Source organism: Bacillus coahuilensis m4-4, assembly GCF_000171615.1.
Taxonomy (GTDB): domain Bacteria; phylum Bacillota; class Bacilli; order Bacillales; family Bacillaceae_K; genus Bacillus_T; species Bacillus_T coahuilensis.
The window spans coordinates 15580-33400 of the sequence record NZ_ABFU01000016.1 but is presented as its reverse complement, the minus strand read 5'-3'; the positions used below and the strand labels follow the sequence as shown (position 1 = coordinate 33400).

Below are 17821 nucleotides of genomic sequence, written 5' to 3'. Positions count from 1 at the left end.
TAAGATCAATTATATTTTTAACCTATTAAAAATTTATGCAAGGAAGAGGAGATGTTAAAAGATGTCAAAGGTCGCCCTTGTAACTGGTAGTAGTAGAGGTATAGGGAAAGCAACAGCCATTGCTCTTGCAAAAGAAGGATATGATATTGCCATTAACTATGCTAGAAGTAAGTCTGCCGCTCTCGAAACAGCAGAAGAAATTGAAAAGTTAGGGCGTAAAGCCATTGTATTACGAGCGAACGTTGGCGATACAGAAAAAATCACTCGTATGTTTGAGGAGTTTGATGAGCACTTTGATCGTTTAGACGTATTTGTGAACAATGCAGCATCTGGTGTACTACGACCAATAATGGAGCTCGAACCAAGTCATTGGGACTGGACGATGAATATTAATAGTAAAGCCTTGTTGTTTTGTGGTCAGGAAGCAGCGAAACGAATGGAGAAAAATGGTGGTGGAAAAATCGTCAGCATTTCGTCATTAGGATCCATTCGCTATCTAGAGAATTACACAACAGTGGGCGTCTCAAAAGCAGCCCTAGAGGCATTAACACGATATTTAGCAGTAGAACTAGCCCCAAAAGGAATCGCCGTGAACGCGGTGTCCGGAGGTGCATTAGACACAGATGCATTAAAGCATTTCCCTAACAGAGAAGAGCTTTTAGAGGATGCAAAGAGAGTAACACCAGCGGGAAGAATGGTAGAAATTGATGATATGGTTCAAACCGTTTTATTCCTTGTTTCAGAAGAATCTTCTATGATTCGAGGGCAAACCATCATCGTAGACGGAGGACGCTCGTTGCTCATGTAAAAGTAATAAAAAAATTAAATTTTTTTTTGGTATATCTCTCCACAGATGGGGCAAATTATTTTTTGTGGAGGTGATAACAAATGGCAAATAACAAAAATCAACAACAAACAGCGTCTGGTACAAATATCCAACATGTGAAACAACAAAACGCTCAAGCTGGTCAAGCTCAAGGTCAATACGGCACTGAGTATGCATCAGAAACTGACGTACAACACGTAAAACAACAAAACCAACAAGCAGAAGCTAACAAAGCGAAAGCTTCTGGAAACTACGGTCAACAACAATAATGATCGCGATTAAGAGCTAGCTTCCAGCTAGCTCTTAATTTGTTTTATAGCAGATTAGATTATAATCTGGGGCGAAACTAGTGGCACTTCGACAAAAGCAGTCAAAGGGAATCCGACCACACCATCGAATTTGTATACATAGGTTAAGATGCTCTAAGGAGGAAAAGGGATGGAACGGTTTACGTTTCTTGTAGGCGAGCAGTTAAAGACAATGGACCAATTATTATTTCTTCAAAGTGAGATCGAGAGATGCCAAGACATCCAACGTGAATTGGAAGAAATGGAACAGGAAGCGGAGTTAGAAAGCCTTTTAAATGAAATTAAACGTAAAAAAGAAGAGCTTCGCCAAATCCAGCAACAATTCGAATATCAAACGGAAGCGGTCATTGAATCCTATCAAAATGACAAAGAATTAAAGATGAGTCACCAATAATGGTGGCTCTTTTGTTTTTAAATTTTTTGAAATCACGGTATAATAGTAGGAAACATATAATTTGCATCGAATAAGTAGCGAAAGTAGGGGAATTAATCATGGCTATTCCCAAAGAAGGAGAAGCTGTACAGATACAAAGTTATAAGCATGACGGAAAAATCCATCGAATATGGGAAGAAACCACCGTACTAAAAGCGACTGGAAATATGATTATCGGCGCCAATGATCGAACCATTGTTACAGAATCGGACGGAAGAACATGGGTAACACGAGAACCTGCCATCTGTTATTTTCACGGTGAGCACTGGTTTAATATTATTTGTATGATTCGTGAGGACGGCATCTACTATTACTGCAATTTAAGCTCACCTTTTGTCTATGACCATGAAGCAATTAAATACATAGATTACGACTTAGATGTAAAAGTGTACCCAGACGGCACCTATACTCTCTTAGATGAAGATGAGTATTTAGCACATAGTCAACAAATGGGATACCCAGAAGTCATTGACCATATTCTAAAACGCAATGTAGACAAGCTTGTACGTTGGATCCGACAAGGCAAAGGACCTTTTGCCCCGGACTTCATTGATGTTTGGTACGAACGGTATTTATCTAACCGACGATAGGATTTTAGTAAGTAGAATTGAATTGTGCGAAATGCCTGCTAAGAAAGCGGGTTTTTTGTTTTGGTGGATTTTTGGGGACGTGGTTGGCGGAGATGAAGAGAAAGTGCACGCAAAGGAGAGATAGCCGCACGCAAAAAAGAGAAGTGCACGCAAAGGAGTGAACCCCGCACGCAAGTGGATGAAAAGTGCACGCAAGAGGGGGAAAAGTGACGCAAGGAAAGATAGCCGCACGCAAAAAGAGAAGTGCACGCAAATGGTGGAACCCCGCACGCAAGAAGATGAAAAGTGCACGCAAGTGGGAAAAAGTGAACGCAAAGGAAGATAGCCGCACGCAAAAAAGTACACACAAAAGAGTGAATCCCCCACCCACCCACGCACCCCAAGTACTACTTCAAATCCTCCCTACACAAATACTCCACAACCATCTTGAACAAACTAACATCAAGCCAAGTTACTTGCTCCATTCTTCACCCTCATGAGATGATAGGCGAGAGTATCTTGGGCCGGAAAGGAAGACATCTATTTGGATATTATTAAACGTTACTTACAATTTGTTAAACCTTATACAAAGCAAATTATTATTACCCTAATGATAGGGATTGTGAAGTTTGCCATTCCTTTAGCCATCCCCTTTTTAACGGGGTATGTAATAGATGAAATCATTAATAACCAGGATCTTTCACAAAGTGAGCAAACGAACGAACTTTTGTGGATTATGGGGATTATGTTTTTTATCTTTGTGGTGGTACGACCGCCCGTTGAATATTTTAGACAATATTTTGCGCAGTGGACGGCGAGTAAGATTTTATATGATATTAGAGACCAGCTTTACATACACATTCAGAAGCTTAGTTTAAAATATTATGCCAATACTCGGGCTGGTGAGGTCATTTCACGAGTAATTAATGATGTAGAGCAGACGAAGAATTTTGTCATTACGGGGCTTATGAATCTTTGGCTTGATTTAGCAACGATATTGATTGCGATTGCTTTAATGTTGGTGCTTGATGTAGAGCTAACGTTAGTTTCATTAATTGTTTTCCCGCTCTACGCATTTTCAGTGAAATTTTTCTTTGGAAGATTGCGTTCGTTAACGCGTTCTCGTTCACAAGCTCTTGCAGAGGTTCAAAGTTATCTTCATGAGCGTGTGGCGGGAATGCCAGTGATTAAAAGCTTTGCACTGGAAGAGTATGAACAAGAAGAGTTCAGACGGTATAATGGTAATTTCTTAAACAGGGCGCTGGATCATACAAGCTGGAATGCGAAGGCATTTTCGGTGGTGAACACGATTACGGATATTGCGCCGCTTATCGTGATAGCGTATGCGGGGTATGGAGTGATTCAAGGGGATTTATCTGTTGGTACGATGGCAGCGTTTATCGGATATGTGGAGAGGTTGTATAGTCCGCTTAGAAGACTTGTGAACTCATCTACGACGTTAACCCAGGCTATTGCTTCAATGGACCGTGTGTTTGAGTTTATTGACGAGAAGTATGATGTAAAAGATGAGCCAGGAGCTAGACCTGCAAAAGATGTTAAAGGAGAAATTACCTTTAAAGAAGTCTCGTTTTCTTATGATATTGATGATGAGGCAGTATTGAACAATATTAACTTATCGGTTCGCGCTGGCGAATCTGTTGCATTTGTTGGGATGAGTGGTGGAGGAAAAAGTTCATTAATCAGTCTTATCCCGCGCTTTTACGATGTGACAGCAGGAGAAATTCTTTTAGACGGAGTGAATATAAAAGCATTAACAACGGAATCGCTGCGTAATAATATTGGAATGGTGCTTCAGGATAATATTTTATTTAGTGAAAGCATTCGGACGAATATCTTGTTTGGTCATCCTGATGCTACAGAGGAGGAAGTAGTCGCAGCAGCCAAAGCAGCTAATGCACATGAGTTTATTATGAGTCTTCCTGACGGATATGACACGATGGTTGGGGAAAGAGGAGTCAAGCTCTCTGGCGGACAAAAACAGCGGGTTGCGATTGCCAGAGTCTTCCTTAAAAACCCACCGATCCTAATTTTAGATGAAGCGACCTCCGCATTAGATTTAGAGAGTGAGCATTATATCCAGGAAGCCTTAAATGAGCTTGCACATGAGCGCACGACGTTAATAGTGGCCCATCGTTTGTCTACCATTACCCATGTGGACCGAATTATCCTATTAGAGCACGGAAAAATTGTAGAAGAAGGGTCTCACAGTGAGTTAATGAAAAAGCAAGGCAACTATTATAAGCTGTTCCAAGTGCAGCAGCTTGGAAATTAAAAAAGAGTGTCTCGATGGAGGCACTCTTTCCTTGTTACTGTAAAATATTTTCTAATACGTCTAGGTTTTTATCCATTATGGAGAAATAATCTTCATTTGATTCAATGTCTGATTCTGTTAAAACGGAGAGATTATGCAAATAAGCAGGTTCTGCTCCTATTTCTACTCGAATGGTTTCGGCAATTTTGCCAGATACGTTTTGTTCAAAGACAACATATTGTAGATTGTTTTCTTTTGCCGTATCAACTAAAGCAGTTAGTTGCTTTTGGGAAGGCTCTTCTGATGGGGATAGTCCAGAAATCGGTAGTTGCGACACTCCGTATCTTGACTCCCAATAGCCATATGCAGCATGAGATACAATCATGCTTGCTTGTTCTTTACTCGCTACTAAACTAGTAAATTCTTGATCTAATTCTGACAGTCTCGTTTTTAGGGCTTCATAATTCTCGGTTAATTCTTGTTCTTGATCCGGTAAAAGAATAATAAGTTCATCTAAAATGGTTCTTGCGATTTCCATAGAAAGAACAGGGTCTAACCATACATGTGGATCATAATCCCCATGATCATGATGGTGTTCTTCGGTATTTTCGGTAGGTTCTTCATCGTGCTTTTCCGAGTCATGGTGGTCTTCCTCACCATGTTCATCTGTTTCCTGGTGATCATTGTCCTCATGCTCTTCCGAATCGTGGTGATCAGTGTCACTATGTTTATCTGTTTCATGGTGGTCTTCCTCACCATGTTCATCTGTTTCCTCGTGTTCATTGTCCTCGTGCTCTTCCGAATCGTGGTGATCAGTGTCACTATGTTCATCTGTTTCATGGTGGTCTTCCTCAGCATGCTCATCGTGGTCAGCATGTTCACTATGTTCATCTTCAAGATGTAAGGTAAGATCAGCGGTGTCTAATTCAGCAGTAGCTTCAACCAGTACAACATTTTCTGATGATAGGGATTCAGCCATCTTTTCTGCATATGGCTCCATTCCGAGGCCATTAAACACGAACATATCTCCTTCAGCAATTTCAATCATTTGTTTTGAAGTGGGTTCAAACGTATGAGCGTCTGCGCCAAGGGGAATGATGCTCTCAACTTCAACAAATTCACCGCCAATTTGTTCTGTGAAAAATTGTAAAGGATAAAGAGTGGTATGGATAGAGAGGGGCTCAGTTTCGGTTTGTACGTTTTCAACTTCATTGTTGGTTGTAGGAACTTGCTGGCATCCAGCTAGAACTCCTACTAATAGAAGTAGAGTAAGAAATTTTTTCATAAAGTCTCTCGTCATTCCTTTCGTAGAGTTATATAATCAATGTATGTGATTATATCGTAATCATTACGATTTGTAAATCGGAATCTTTTCGATAAATTTATCATAATCTATTTTCAAGACAGCATTTTTTGAGTATGATAGGTTTGTCATTTAAAAAAGGAGATATTTATGAAGGTTAATAAAGTATGGAATACTGTAGGGATTATCCTGTTTGTTTTCATTTTAGCATTATTTTTAACTGGTGACCGATGGAACCTAGAGGCAGCAGCAGCGTTCAAAAATGTGAACACGATCTTTGTGAGTATCATATTAGAGGCACTTCCGTTTATATTAATTGGAGTATTGGCATCGGCTCTCATTCAGACGTTTGTATCAGAGGATCAATTGAAAAAGTGGATTCCTAAAAATCCATTTCTTGCGATATTGCCTGCTGCATTCATTGGGGCGTTGCTTCCAATCTGTGAGTGTGCAATCGTGCCTGTAGCAAGAAGGCTAATGAAAAAAGGGATGCCGGTACATGTGGCCATTGTGATTATGGTAACGGCTCCTATATTAAATCCTGTTGTATTTGCTTCGACCTATTATGCATTTCAAACAGAGCCCATTATTTACTGGGGACGTTTTGTTCTGGCATTTATCTTCGCACTTGTCATAGGGTTACTTATTTATTTTACATGGAAAAATGCAAATCCTTTAAAAGGACAAGCATCACACCAACACCATCATCACCACGGTCCAAGAAATAAATGGATTGAAACCATTCAACATGCGAGTGATGAGTTTTTTGATATGGGGAAATTTTTAATTCTAGGTGCATTGGTTGCAGCAATTGTTCAAACCTTCTTAGACCGAGCGATTCTAGTTGAAGTAGGCGCAAATACGATCCTAGGACCACTAAGCATGATGGGACTTGCGTATGTTCTCTCTCTTTGCTCAGAAGCCGATGCGTTTGTCGCATCTTCGTTTGGCTCCCAGTTTAGTGTTGCATCTATTCTAGCGTTTTTAGTCTATGGACCTATGATTGATTTGAAAAATACCATTTTGATGTTAGCTTATTTTAATTGGCGATTTGTGCTAAGATACATTGCCATTGTCACGGGTGTTGTATTTGTAGGGATTCTACTATTCCAAGGAATTTTATAGGAGGGAATCTAATGGAAACTAAGTTAAAACAGCATACGTTTCTAAGGTCTATTCTGCTAATAGGTTACGCATTATTAGTGCTAAAGTTGTTTTTGACAGGAGACTTAAATAATTTTGTTGCACCTAAAATGCATGGATTTCTGCATTTTGCTCTTTGGGCATTCTTACTGATCGGGATAATTCAATTGATCCGAAGTACTTCTGATCAAAAGATAGTCGATAGCTGTGATTGTGAAGCTCATGAGCTTCCTAGATCATGGATTGGTTCCCTTTGGGTATACGGATTATTTATACTTCCACTTGTAGGGGGCTTTCTGTTTCCAGATGTGTTATTAGATAGTGCTGTTGCGAAGAATAGAGGAGTGGTGATGGGTTCTGAGTTGAATGAGCCTTTGTCATCAAACCCTGGTGATAGTACTAGAGAAGCTCAAATCACCTCTTTTGAGGAAGCGGAAGCTCTATATTCAGAAGCCATTTTGAGTGAACCTGGTGCTATAGATAAAGAGATTGATATGGAGAAATTAAAAGAAATTTTAGTTTCTCAAGATAAGATCGTGATGGTTGAATCTATGTTCTCACCTATCATTGAAATTTTATTCTCCTATCAAGACGAATTTAACGGTAAAGAAGTTCAGCTTAGAGGATTTGTGTACCGTGAAAGTGAGTTTGAAGAAAATGAAGCAGTGGTAGCGAGGTTCGGTGTAACGTGTTGTACAGCCGATGCAACGGTCCTTGGACTTATGGCAGAGGATGAGCAAATGGCCACTATCAAGGATGATGAATGGGTAGTAGTCAGTGGTACGTTTACGCAAGGAGAAGTGAAGGGATATAGCATGATGGTATTACAGGGTATTGCAGTAGAGAAGATAGAGCCGATTCAGGAAGCCTATGTTGATAATGTGTACATGCCTGTGTATCCGACAATGGAATAGAAGTGAACAAAAACAGTCTCAGAAATTGAGACTGTTTTTTAATGAGGACGTATAGTATTTTTTGAGAGCAAAGAAAAGTCAAATAGAAAAAGAAAGTAGACTATATAGATGAGAGTCCATATATACCTTACTTACGATTGTACTGGTTTAAATGTAAGAGAAATATGTTTCATTATTGGATATGTTGCTACATGTAATAATACGCCTATTAATCCACAACCAATAAAAGTGAGCAAAGTATGTTCAAAAAGGAAAGGTACAATTTTTGAAAACAGATTTGTAGTGGTAAAAGGTAAGTTATCAAAATATTAATGGAAAAGAACAATACAAGGAATTTTCTTGTGCCAAGCTTACGCCAACATGCTGTAATAAAGGATGATAATCCAAGTAAAAGAAATCCTATCATCAAATCAATCAATAAATAATAAAAAACATGATAGTCAGGTGAAAAAAGATTAGCTGGATGAAAGAAGGAAAGAGAATGCAATCCTTGCTCTCTTAATAGATAAAAGGCAAAATAAATAATATTTAAGATTGAAATGATGCCGATAACCATAAGAGATGATATGGCATAGTAAGATTTCATATACTGTGTTAGCGTACTTCCAAGCCCTATAGCAATTGGAAAAATGGTGGTAAATCCAATTGCCCCTAAAACACAAACCCCACCGTAAATCGGACCAAACAAAGATGTGGTAAATCCAATGTTAAAAAGAGACCCTATAGTCAAATAAATCGCAGATATCAAAATCGTAATAGAGGAGAAAATGACTAAGATCCACCGCATTTCTTCATAGATTAATCGATACGTTCCCGTCACAGCATTCACTTATTCTACCTCCTTTTTATTTGTGATATTAATTAAATAGTCTTGTAAACTTGCGTTTTCAATGGAAAGCTGATGGGCAGAAGCAATATCTTTCCACTCTTTGGAGTGCTTTTCGTCGACCATTACCTTGGAGATAGAACCAATTTTTGACGATTCAATAATGTTCACATTTTCAGTGGCACTTTGTATTCCTTCCGTTGAACCCGTTAAAAGGATTCCTCTTTCTCTGACTTCTTCCATTGTTTGATGAATTCTTACTTTTCCGTCATGAATGACAATGAGAGATTCGCATATTGGTTGAATTTCTTCGATGTGGTGAGTAGATAATAAAATGAGGCGTGGATTATTTTCATAGCTAGTTATCAGTGCATCATAAAAATGTTTACGTTTCACAGCATCTAATCCATTAGTTGGTTCATCAAGAATTGTTACACTTGCATTACTCGCTAATCCTAGTATTATTTGAGCGGCAGTCTTCATTCCTTTTGAGAATTTTGTTATTTTCTTTTTAGTTGGTAACTCAAAAACTTCAACTAATTCGTCGGCTAATTCTTGATTTCAATTTTGATGAAAGTAATTTCCGAATTTTAATAGATCACGTACTGTCCAGTTTTTGCTGAACGGATGATTTTCTTGAATATAGCATAGATGTTTTTGAGCATGTAAATTGTTATAAGGTTCTTCTCCTTTAATAAAAATTGTTCCCTATCTGGTCGTTGATGCCCAGCGAGTAAACTCATGAGAGTCGTTTTCCCTGCTCCATTTCTTCCCCATAAGGCAGTTATAACTGGTTCACTTTCCTTCAATGACAGATTAGTTAAAACAGTAGAGTGGTTATATCCATAATGAACCTGTTGTACATCAATCATCTATTCAGCCTCCTCCATTTTTTAATTTGCTGATTTTATTAGCTTAATGACCATTTCTTCATCTATATTGATGCGGTGAGCTTCTTCAAGTAAAGGTTTTATATATTCATCATAAAAGTACTGCTGTCGTTCTTTTTGCAATTTTGCACGAGCCCCTTTCATTACAAACATTCCAACACCTCGTTGCTTGTAGATAATTTCTTTGTCTACAAGTGTTTGAAGTCCCTTTCTTGCTGTAGCCGGATTAATGGTATAAAAACGCGATAGCTCATTCGTTGATGGTACTTGTTCTTCTTCCTTCAATCGCCCATCTACAATATCATCCATAATCATTACAGCAATTTGTTGAAAAATAGGCAGTGACTCATCTAACACTGACTTCATTAGTGTCCCCCTTTCAAGGAAGAATTTTTTAGTTAACTAGTTAGTTACTTATGTAACTAACTATATAACATCTTCATCTGTTTGTAAAGTAGTAATTGGCCTAGATATATCTCTGAGGTGTAGTGAGTGGTAAGTTGTATGTTTCTTAAACATAAACTAGCCTGATTTTTTTTCTTTATATTTATAGCTGTCTATTAAAAATATTTACGAACGGTATCCAAAATAAAAACCTTTTCTACCGTATCATCGTCTATAGTTATGGGAGGGAATAATGTGGAGGATTGGATTCGTATGCAAGAGGATGTAGTAGGAGAAATGGTTATTTCAATAGATGACATTATAGACCAGTACGGGGAAGATGTGTGGAAGCTCGTGTTTTCATATGTTCAACAAGAAGCTGTCGCAGATGATTTAACTCAAGACATCTTTATAAAAGTGTACAAAAAGATGCACACGTATCAAGGTTCTTCGACTATCCGTACTTGAATTTGGAAAATTGCGATTAACCATTGTAATTATTATCTTAAAAGCTGGTACAAACGCAATGTACAGGTGCAAGAGGATTGGGTGTTTCAATCACTAAGATCAGAAGGCTCCATTGAACATCAAATTGTTCAGAATGATGAAGATCAAAAGTTAGAACAGGAAGTTTTGCTACTTCCTGTGAAATATCGTGAAGTCATCTATCTATTTTACTATGAAGAACAGTCTGTTAAAGACATCTCGCTGCTCCTTCAGCTGAAGGAAAATACGGTGAAAACAAGATTAAGAAGGGCGAAGCAATTATTAAAAGAAAGGCTGGTAGAAGAGTAATGGACGATCGTTTAAAAGGATTAAAAAAAGACAATGGATACCCACACGTTTCGTCATGTTCCTTTTACAGAAGAGAAAAAAGCAAGAATGAAAAGAGGAATGGAACGGGCAGAAGAGAATGATTTGTTCGTACAAGGGCATATTTTACAGTTGTTACTAGCGGAGAGAACAGGACATGAGTTAATCCAGTTATTAAGAGCTAGAGGGCTGAAGAGATTTCTGGAAGAGGAGGGATTTCTGTATGCCACATTGCATCAATATGAAAAAGACAGATGGATTGAATCAATTTGGCGTTATGGAGTGAAGTCCTACAGAATGACTTCAACTGGGCGAAAGCTTTTAGAGAAACAATTAAAGAAGAAGAAACGAGTATTTTCTTTAAAAGAGATTCTAGAGGGTGGATTCCATGAATGAAAGGAAGTTTGAGTATTTAGACCGAGTGACAAGTTATATAAAGTCAAAGGAAGCCAAACGATATGTAGAATAGGAGCTCCACTATCATCTTCAGCAGGAGATTGCTCGATTAACGTTAGATGGGTATTCACGAGAAGAAGCTGAGCAAAAAGCGATTGAACAAATGGGAAGTCCAGACAGACTTGGTGCTAAGCTGAACAAACTACACCGGCCAAGGTTTGATTGGGTGCTTGCGTTGATGGTCTTTGTGATATCGTTGATTGGGATATTGCCGTTATTGGAAATCAGGAGTGACTTCAACATCTTCGTTGTTTTTTTGCCCAACAAAATCGTATCTTTAGTCATTAGTTTAGTTATTATCTTACTATTCATGTGGTTTCCCTATCAAAAGCTTGTGAAATTTAAGTGGTTATTCTTTATATTGTCTATTGTTATGATGTGGTTAATTTTAGAATATGGGGTTATGATCAAAGGAGCACCATATTTTATTATTAAAGGTGGTGTCGTATTAAGCAGTTTTAGTGTGCTTACAATTCTTTTCATTGCTTGGCTTTCCTACTTAGGTGACAGTGAAGCTAATTTACTATGGGTTTTCATTCTATTCGTGGTTAGCGTCTATTTCTTTGTGATGGTTCCTGCTCTGTCTGCAACGTTAATGTATGTGACAATTGTTGGAATATTATTGTGGGTTCGGTTCCCAGAGAGAAGAAGAACGTTCGTTATGATGGTGGGCTCTTTTATTGTCGTGTTCAGTACATATGTATTTATTAATATAGATAATATTGAACGTTATCAGTTAGAACGGCTACTAGCTTTTATAAATCCTGAAAATTACAAAGATAATGCTGGATATAATTATCTCAATAACAAAGAACTTCTTTCAAAGTCAGGATGGTTTGGTCAAGAAGGTGGTCAAATTGACCTTGTTGAATTTCACACAGATTTCGCATTTGTGAATTTGACTTACCACTATGGTTGGTTGTTAGGAGGATTTACTATTTTACTTGGCATGCTAATTGCAGCTAGGATGTTGAGAAAGCTATCGAATATCCAAGATCCTTTTGGTAGATTAATTATACTAGGTGAAGTGTCTTTATATTCATTCCAGTTCCTATACAACATTATGTTGGTCCTCGGAGTGGTTCCATATATAGCCATTTCACTCCCCTTTATCAGCTACGGCCTGACATCAACCGTTCAATATTCTATGATCATCGGTTTATTTTTAAGTGTATTTAGAAGACAAAATTTAGTACGTATCACAGAAGATAGGGGAGCAAGCAAATGATTAAGCTGGTTCCATTTGAACTAGATCACGGGAAAAAATTAATAGAGTGGAGTCATTCAAAAGAATTTCTTATGCAGTGGGCAGGACCTGGATTTACTTATCCACTAACAATGGAGCAACTAGTAGAATACAACAAAGTCCCTTCAACTCATGCGTATAGTGTAGTGGTGGATAATAAGCAAGTTGGACATATCGCCTTAAGTAAAATCGATACCCAATCAAGAACGGCTAGAGTTGGAAAAGTGCTAGTAGGTGAGGCTGCTTTGAGAGGGAAAGGTATTGGGGAAACGATGATGAAACAAATAGTATCAATTGCTTTTAATGAATTGGGGTTGAATCAAGTTCGTTTAGGTGTCTTTGATTTTAATCATTCTGCGTTGGCGCTCTATAAGAAACTAGGTTTTGAACTAGTCACTGTTGTACAACATGCAAGGCAGGTTGGAGACGAAAAGTGGACCCTATATGAAATGCTTCTTACACGAGAGGCATAGAAGAGATGTAAAGAGAGCTAGGGTTGCTAGCTCTCTTTATTCATAATTAGCACTATCCTGAATGTATATCTCATAGACTTCATCTTTAATCCCCTAAATAATTTTCATTTCCCAAACTTTTTCTAGCATGTTCTAGAAACTCCTTAATATATTGTAAGGGTGAATCTACATCAGTATTTTCTAAGAAACTATGATTAAATTTCCTAAAATGTCTTGCTATTAGGATAATTATAGGTTAAATTAATAAATAATTTCAGAAAAGTTAACAAAAATCAAATAATAATACTTAGAAACAAAGGGAGGGAAAATGTTGAATCATCCATCACCCTTATTACGTGTACAATCTTTAAAGACAAGCTTTTTTACAGACCGCGGTGAAATTCCAGCGGTTGATGATATTACCTTTCATATACATGAGGGAGAAATCGTTGGAATTGTTGGAGAATCGGGCTGTGGGAAAAGTGTAACATCGTTATCTATTATGGGACTCATTCCGTCACCTCCGGGAAAAATCACTGGTGGGGAAATCTTTTACGGAGATGAAGATTTAACGAAAGCATCGGAAAAAAGAATGAGAGATTTAAGGGGAAATGAAATTGCGATGATTTTTCAAGAGCCCATGACCTCATTGAACCCCGTTTTTACAATAGGAAATCAAATGCTGGAAACGATTCGCTTACATAAAGGTTGGAACAAAAAGGATTCGTTGGAGCATGCCATTACTGTATTAAAGCTGGTTGGGTTACCACGAGCAGAAGAGCTAGTGAAAGAATATCCTCATCAATTATCTGGTGGGATGAGGCAGCGTGTAATGATTGCAATGGCGATGGCCTGTGAGCCGAAGCTCCTCATAGCAGATGAACCCACAACGGCTCTAGATGTAACCATCCAAGCCCAGATTCTAAAGCTAATGAAGGATTTAAATGAACGAACCAAAACGGCGATTATGCTTATCACTCATGATCTTGGGGTAGTAGCAGAAGTTTGTGATCGAGTCATCGTGATGTATTCAGGAAAAGTAGTAGAACAAGGTGCTGTAGAAGATATTTTTACAAATCCCTCGCATCCTTATACGAAGGGACTTTTACAATCGGTACCTGATATACGTCAACAACAAGAAAAGCTCTACTCTATTCCAGGGAATGTACCGAAGCCGGGAAGTATTAAAGAGGGCTGTCGTTTTGCTCCTCGTTGTTATGCGGCTTTTGATCGGTGTTCGGTTGAGCATCCCAATTTGTCGGAAGTACAAGGGGATCATCGTGCGCGCTGCTTCCTAGTAGAAGAAGAGAAGGAGGAAGCATATGGCTGAGCATCTATTAGAAGTTGAAAACCTCTCTAAACACTTTGCGGTTAAAGGAGGGTTGCTCAAACCCAAAGGGAGTATTAAAGCTGTTAATGGTGTTTCTTTTACACTGAAACGCGGAGAAACCCTAGGGATTGTTGGCGAGAGTGGGTGCGGAAAATCCACAACAGGTCGCTTGTTGATGAGATTATTGGAGCCTACAACAGGAACAATAAAATTTGAAGACAAAGATTTAACAACCTTATCTAAAAGTGAATTGCGTAAAACAAGAAGAGATATTCAAATGGTCTTTCAAGATCCATTTGCATCATTAAACCCAAGACACACCGTAGAGAAAATTTTAGAAGAACCACTTATCGTCCATGGAATTGGCGATCGTAAGGAACGAAAACGACAGGTCCAAGAGATGCTTGAAGTCGTTGGGTTAAGTTCCTATCACCTAAAGAGATATCCTCATCAGTTTAGTGGGGGTCAAAGGCAACGAATCGGGATTGCGCGAGCACTAATGACGAAGCCGAAGCTTATTATCGCCGATGAACCTGTATCAGCACTAGACGTTTCCATCCAATCACAGGTATTAAACCTCTTAGAAGATTTGCAAAAGGAATTTCAACTTACGTATATTTTTATCGCCCATGACCTAGGTGTCGTTCGTCATATTAGCGACAGAGTAGGTGTTATGTATTTAGGAAAGATGGTAGAGTTATCAACCAGCGATGAACTATACACCAACCCACTTCACCCATATACCAAAAGCTTAATTTCAAGTGTACCTATCCCAGATCCACTTCATAAAAGAAGAAAAAATCATCCTTCAAGGGGATATTCCGAGTCCTGCAAATCCACCGTCAGGATGTACATTTCACACACGTTGTCCTGTGGCAACCGATTTGTGTACTAGAATTCCACCAACGCTACAGCCCCAGGATAAAAACCATTTTGTTTCGTGCCATCTCTATTCAACAGGCACTTAACATAGAAGAGAGAAGATTACTTAGGAGGGGAAAGAATGAAAAAGAAAGGCATTGCTAGTATTTTTGCTTTCATCATGGTGCTATCAACTGTGTTGATTGGTTGTTCCTCTAGCTCATCTGGCGGAGGAGACCAGCTAATTTTTGGACGTGGAGGAGACGCAGTAGCATTAGACCCTGCAGCTGTTACAGACGGTGAATCGTTAATGGTAACAGAAAATATCTTTGAAACTCTTGTCAATTTTGGAGAACAGGATACTCAAATTGAGCCAAATCTTGCAAAAGAGTGGACAATTTCAGAAGATGGGTTAACGTATACGTTCACTCTAAATGAAGGAATCAAGTTCCAAGATGGAACAGATTTTAATGCAGATGCAGTTGTTGCAAACTTTGATCGTTGGATGAATGGTGGAGAGTCCTTCTATTACTACGGATCTATGTTTGGTGGGTATAAAGGAGACGAAGGACATGTTATTGAGAGCATTACCGCTGTAGATGAATTAACAGTCGAATTCGAATTAACTCGTCCACAAGCACCGTTCTTAAAGAATCTTGCGATGAGCCCATTTGGTATTGTATCTCCTAAAGCGATTGAAGAGCTAGGAGATAAGCTAGGAGAAACACCAACAGAGGCTGGAACTGGCCCATTTGTATTCGTTGAATGGGTAAAGAATGACAAAATTGTATTAAAGAAAAATGAAGATTACTGGAAAGAGGGCTTACCAAAGGTTGATGAAGTAGTCTATCGTACGATTCCAGAAAACTCTGCACGTCTAAATGCTTTAATTGCCGGGGAAATCGACATCGCCGATGGAATTAATCCAAGTGATGCCAGCCAAATTGAAGGGGAAGAAGACTTGGAACTAGTCAAACGTCCTTCTATGAATGTAGGGTACCTTGGATTAACAAATACAAGAGAGCCATTTGATGATCCAAAAGTACGTCAAGCTATGAACTATGCCATTAATAAGCAAGGTATTATTGATGCACTATATGAAGGGCAAGCGGAAGCTGCGAAAAATCCAATGCCTCCAAGTATTTCTGGCTACAATGAGAGCATTGAAGGATACGAGTATGATCCTGAAAAAGCAAAGGAATTGTTAAAGGAAGCTGGCTTAGAAGATGGATTTGAAATGGAACTTTGGGCAATGCCAGTGCCTCGTCCATATATGCCAGATGGTCAAAAGGCAGCAGAGTTAATTCAAGCAGATCTTGAAAAAGTCGGTATTACAGCTGAAATTGTATCATTTGAATGGGCAACTTATTTAGAGAAGGCTCGTAACGGGGAAGCAGATGCATTCTTGTTAGGATGGACTGGTGATAACGGAGACGCTGATAACTTCCTATATGTTCTATTAGACCAAGACAATATTGGAAGCAACAACTACTCTTACTATAGTAATGATGAATTACATGAGCTTTTAGTTGCAGCTCAATCTGAGTCTGACGAAAGTAAGCGTAATGATCTATATGCTGAAGCTCAAGAGATTATTTACCAGGATGCACCGTGGGTTCCATTAGTACATTCAACTCCACTTTTAGGTGTATCCAAAAATGTAAAAGGATATGTTCCACATCCGACTGGTTCTGAGCCAATGACATACGTTGAGCTCGCAAACTAAAGAAAGTGAGGGAGAGGGCTTAGGTACTCTCCCTTTCCTACATAGAAAGAAGAGGTGACAGTCTTGTTACAATACACCTTCCGACGTTTATTACAATTAATTCCTGTATTACTAGGTATGACCATAATTGTGTTTTTAATTATCCATGCCATCCCTGGTGATCCTGCTCAAGTTATACTTGGCCAACAAGCATCTAAAGAAGCGGTTTCTGCATTAAGAGGACAGCTCGGGTTAGACGATCCTCTCTATAAGCAGTACTTTAGTTATTTAGCAGGACTATTTCAAGGGGACTTAGGCGTTTCAATTAAAACGCGTGTCCCTGTTGCAGAAGAGATATGGCCGTATTTAGCTGCCACAATTGAACTCTCTGTTTTTGCTATGATCATTGCCGTCCTTATCGGAGTGAACGCCGGTATCATATCGGCTTGGTTTCAAAATTCATGGTTTGATTATACTGCAATGGTGCTTGCATTAATTGGTGTGTCCATGCCAATCTTTTGGTTAGGTTTAATGGAGCAATGGTTATTTGCGATTGAATTAGAGATGTTTCCAACCTCTGGTCGAGATAACGCAAGAAATTCCGTGGATGCAATAACAGGTCTATACGTGCTAGATACTATACTTCAAGGTCGTTTTGATCAATTAGGAGATGTGTTGCGTCATCTAGTTCTTCCTGGAGTCGCTCTTGCAACGATACCAATGGCCATTATTGCTCGTATGACTCGTTCAAGTATGCTTGAAGTGATGAATTCAGATTACATTCGAACAGCGCGAGCGAAAGGGTTAAAAATGTTCGTTGTGGTGTACAAGCACTCTTTAAAAAATGCGATTATTCCTGTATTAACAGTGATTGGTTTACAAACAGGATTACTGTTAGGTGGTGCCATTTTAACAGAGACCATATTTGGTTGGCCAGGTGTGGGCCGTTATATTGTAGATGCTATTTCTTCGCGTGACTATCCTGTAATTCAATCAGGTATTCTTGTGATTGCTACAATCTTTGTATTTATCAATTTACTTGTGGATTTACTCTATGCTGTAGTCGATCCTCGAATTAATTACAAATAAG

General features: G+C 38.7%; 18 protein-coding genes and 3 pseudogenes. 16 read left to right on the top strand and 5 right to left on the bottom strand.

Features of this window, described 5'->3' with window-relative positions:
- Positions 1–61: 61 nt before the first annotated feature.
- The 5 genes from fabL (at position 62) to M44_RS03665 (ending at position 4429) form a co-directional block, all read left to right on the top strand.
- Complete coding sequence (gene fabL, locus M44_RS03695) at positions 62–808, top strand: enoyl-[acyl-carrier-protein] reductase FabL (protein WP_010170986.1); 747 nt, start codon at positions 62–64, stop codon at positions 806–808.
- Positions 809–888: 80 nt separating this feature from the next.
- The gene (locus M44_RS03690) at positions 889–1095 is read left to right on the top strand and encodes a gamma-type small acid-soluble spore protein (protein WP_010170984.1); all 207 of its coding nucleotides are present in this window, start codon (positions 889–891) and stop codon (positions 1093–1095) included.
- A gap of 169 nt (positions 1096–1264) precedes the next feature.
- Entirely contained in the window at positions 1265–1528 is a 264-nt protein-coding gene (locus tag M44_RS03685) for a YgaB family protein (RefSeq protein ID WP_010170982.1), read from the top strand.
- A 98-nt stretch (positions 1529–1626) separates the two neighbouring features.
- The gene (gene ntdP, locus M44_RS03680) at positions 1627–2157 is read left to right on the top strand and encodes a nucleoside tri-diphosphate phosphatase (RefSeq protein ID WP_010170980.1); all 531 of its coding nucleotides are present in this window, start codon (positions 1627–1629) and stop codon (positions 2155–2157) included.
- Between the two features lie 523 nt (positions 2158–2680).
- Entirely contained in the window at positions 2681–4429 is a 1749-nt protein-coding gene (locus M44_RS03665) for an ABC transporter ATP-binding protein (protein ID WP_010170974.1), read from the top strand.
- Between the two features lie 34 nt (positions 4430–4463).
- On the opposite strand, the gene M44_RS20070 is transcribed toward M44_RS03665, so the two are convergent.
- Complete coding sequence (locus M44_RS20070) at positions 4464–5693, bottom strand: metal ABC transporter solute-binding protein, Zn/Mn family (protein WP_010170972.1); 1230 nt, start codon at positions 5691–5693, stop codon at positions 4464–4466.
- 168 nt (positions 5694–5861) lie between these two features.
- Between M44_RS20070 and M44_RS03655 the strand changes: the two genes are divergently transcribed.
- Both M44_RS03655 and M44_RS03650 read left to right on the top strand, forming a co-directional pair.
- On the top strand, positions 5862–6836 hold the full coding sequence (locus M44_RS03655) for a permease (protein ID WP_010170971.1): 975 nt from the start codon (positions 5862–5864) through the stop codon (positions 6834–6836).
- 11 nt (positions 6837–6847) lie between these two features.
- Positions 6848–7768 carry a TIGR03943 family putative permease subunit gene (locus M44_RS03650; protein ID WP_010170969.1) on the top strand — a complete coding sequence of 307 codons (921 nt, stop codon included), beginning with the start codon at positions 6848–6850 and terminating at the stop codon, positions 7766–7768.
- A 208-nt stretch (positions 7769–7976) separates the two neighbouring features.
- Here the strand turns inward: M44_RS03650 and M44_RS03645 are convergent, their stop codons facing one another.
- The 4 genes from M44_RS03645 to M44_RS03635 all read right to left on the bottom strand — a co-directional run bounded on the left by M44_RS03645 (position 7977) and on the right by M44_RS03635 (position 9850).
- Positions 7977–8597 carry a hypothetical protein gene (locus M44_RS03645; protein WP_010170967.1) on the bottom strand — a complete coding sequence of 207 codons (621 nt, stop codon included), beginning with the start codon at positions 8595–8597 and terminating at the stop codon, positions 7977–7979.
- Complete coding sequence (locus tag M44_RS27765) at positions 8598–9077, bottom strand: ATP-binding cassette domain-containing protein (RefSeq protein ID WP_010170965.1); 480 nt, start codon at positions 9075–9077, stop codon at positions 8598–8600.
- A gap of 107 nt (positions 9078–9184) precedes the next feature.
- Positions 9185–9466, bottom strand: a complete 282-nt coding sequence (locus M44_RS27760; protein WP_010170963.1) for an ATP-binding cassette domain-containing protein — start codon at positions 9464–9466, stop codon at positions 9185–9187.
- Between the two features lie 21 nt (positions 9467–9487).
- Positions 9488–9850 carry a GntR family transcriptional regulator gene (locus tag M44_RS03635; RefSeq protein ID WP_010170961.1) on the bottom strand — a complete coding sequence of 121 codons (363 nt, stop codon included), beginning with the start codon at positions 9848–9850 and terminating at the stop codon, positions 9488–9490.
- A 291-nt stretch (positions 9851–10141) separates the two neighbouring features.
- Here M44_RS03635 and M44_RS20060 point away from each other — a divergent pair.
- The 9 genes and pseudogenes from M44_RS20060 to M44_RS03590 all read left to right on the top strand — a co-directional run bounded on the left by M44_RS20060 (position 10142) and on the right by M44_RS03590 (position 17820).
- Positions 10142–10663: pseudogene (locus M44_RS20060) on the top strand (sigma-70 family RNA polymerase sigma factor).
- 33 nt (positions 10664–10696) lie between these two features.
- The gene (locus M44_RS20055; RefSeq protein ID WP_010170959.1) at positions 10697–11077 is read left to right on the top strand and encodes a helix-turn-helix transcriptional regulator; all 381 of its coding nucleotides are present in this window, start codon (positions 10697–10699) and stop codon (positions 11075–11077) included.
- A gap of 85 nt (positions 11078–11162) precedes the next feature.
- Positions 11163–11261 (top strand): annotated as a pseudogene (locus tag M44_RS29760) (permease prefix domain 1-containing protein); the annotation flags it as partial.
- Entirely contained in the window at positions 11241–12365 is a 1125-nt protein-coding gene (locus M44_RS03615) for an FtsW/RodA/SpoVE family cell cycle protein (RefSeq protein WP_010170957.1), read from the top strand. The pseudogene M44_RS29760 and the gene M44_RS03615, both read left to right, overlap by 21 nt.
- Complete coding sequence (locus tag M44_RS03610; RefSeq protein WP_010170955.1) at positions 12362–12856, top strand: GNAT family N-acetyltransferase; 495 nt, start codon at positions 12362–12364, stop codon at positions 12854–12856. Before M44_RS03615 ends, M44_RS03610 begins: the two co-directional genes overlap by 4 nt.
- 310 nt (positions 12857–13166) lie before the next feature.
- On the top strand, positions 13167–14165 hold the full coding sequence (locus tag M44_RS03605) for an ABC transporter ATP-binding protein (RefSeq protein WP_010170951.1): 999 nt from the start codon (positions 13167–13169) through the stop codon (positions 14163–14165).
- A pseudogene (locus tag M44_RS20050) lies at positions 14158–15133 on the top strand (ABC transporter ATP-binding protein). Before M44_RS03605 ends, M44_RS20050 begins: the two are co-directional and overlap by 8 nt.
- A 35-nt stretch (positions 15134–15168) precedes the next feature.
- Positions 15169–16752, top strand: a complete 1584-nt coding sequence (locus M44_RS03595) for an ABC transporter substrate-binding protein (protein ID WP_010170947.1) — start codon at positions 15169–15171, stop codon at positions 16750–16752.
- A 63-nt stretch (positions 16753–16815) separates the two neighbouring features.
- Positions 16816–17820 (top strand): ABC transporter permease, encoded by a 1005-nt coding sequence (locus tag M44_RS03590; protein WP_010170945.1) that lies wholly within the window; start codon positions 16816–16818, stop codon positions 17818–17820.
- Position 17821: the final 1 nt, after the last annotated feature.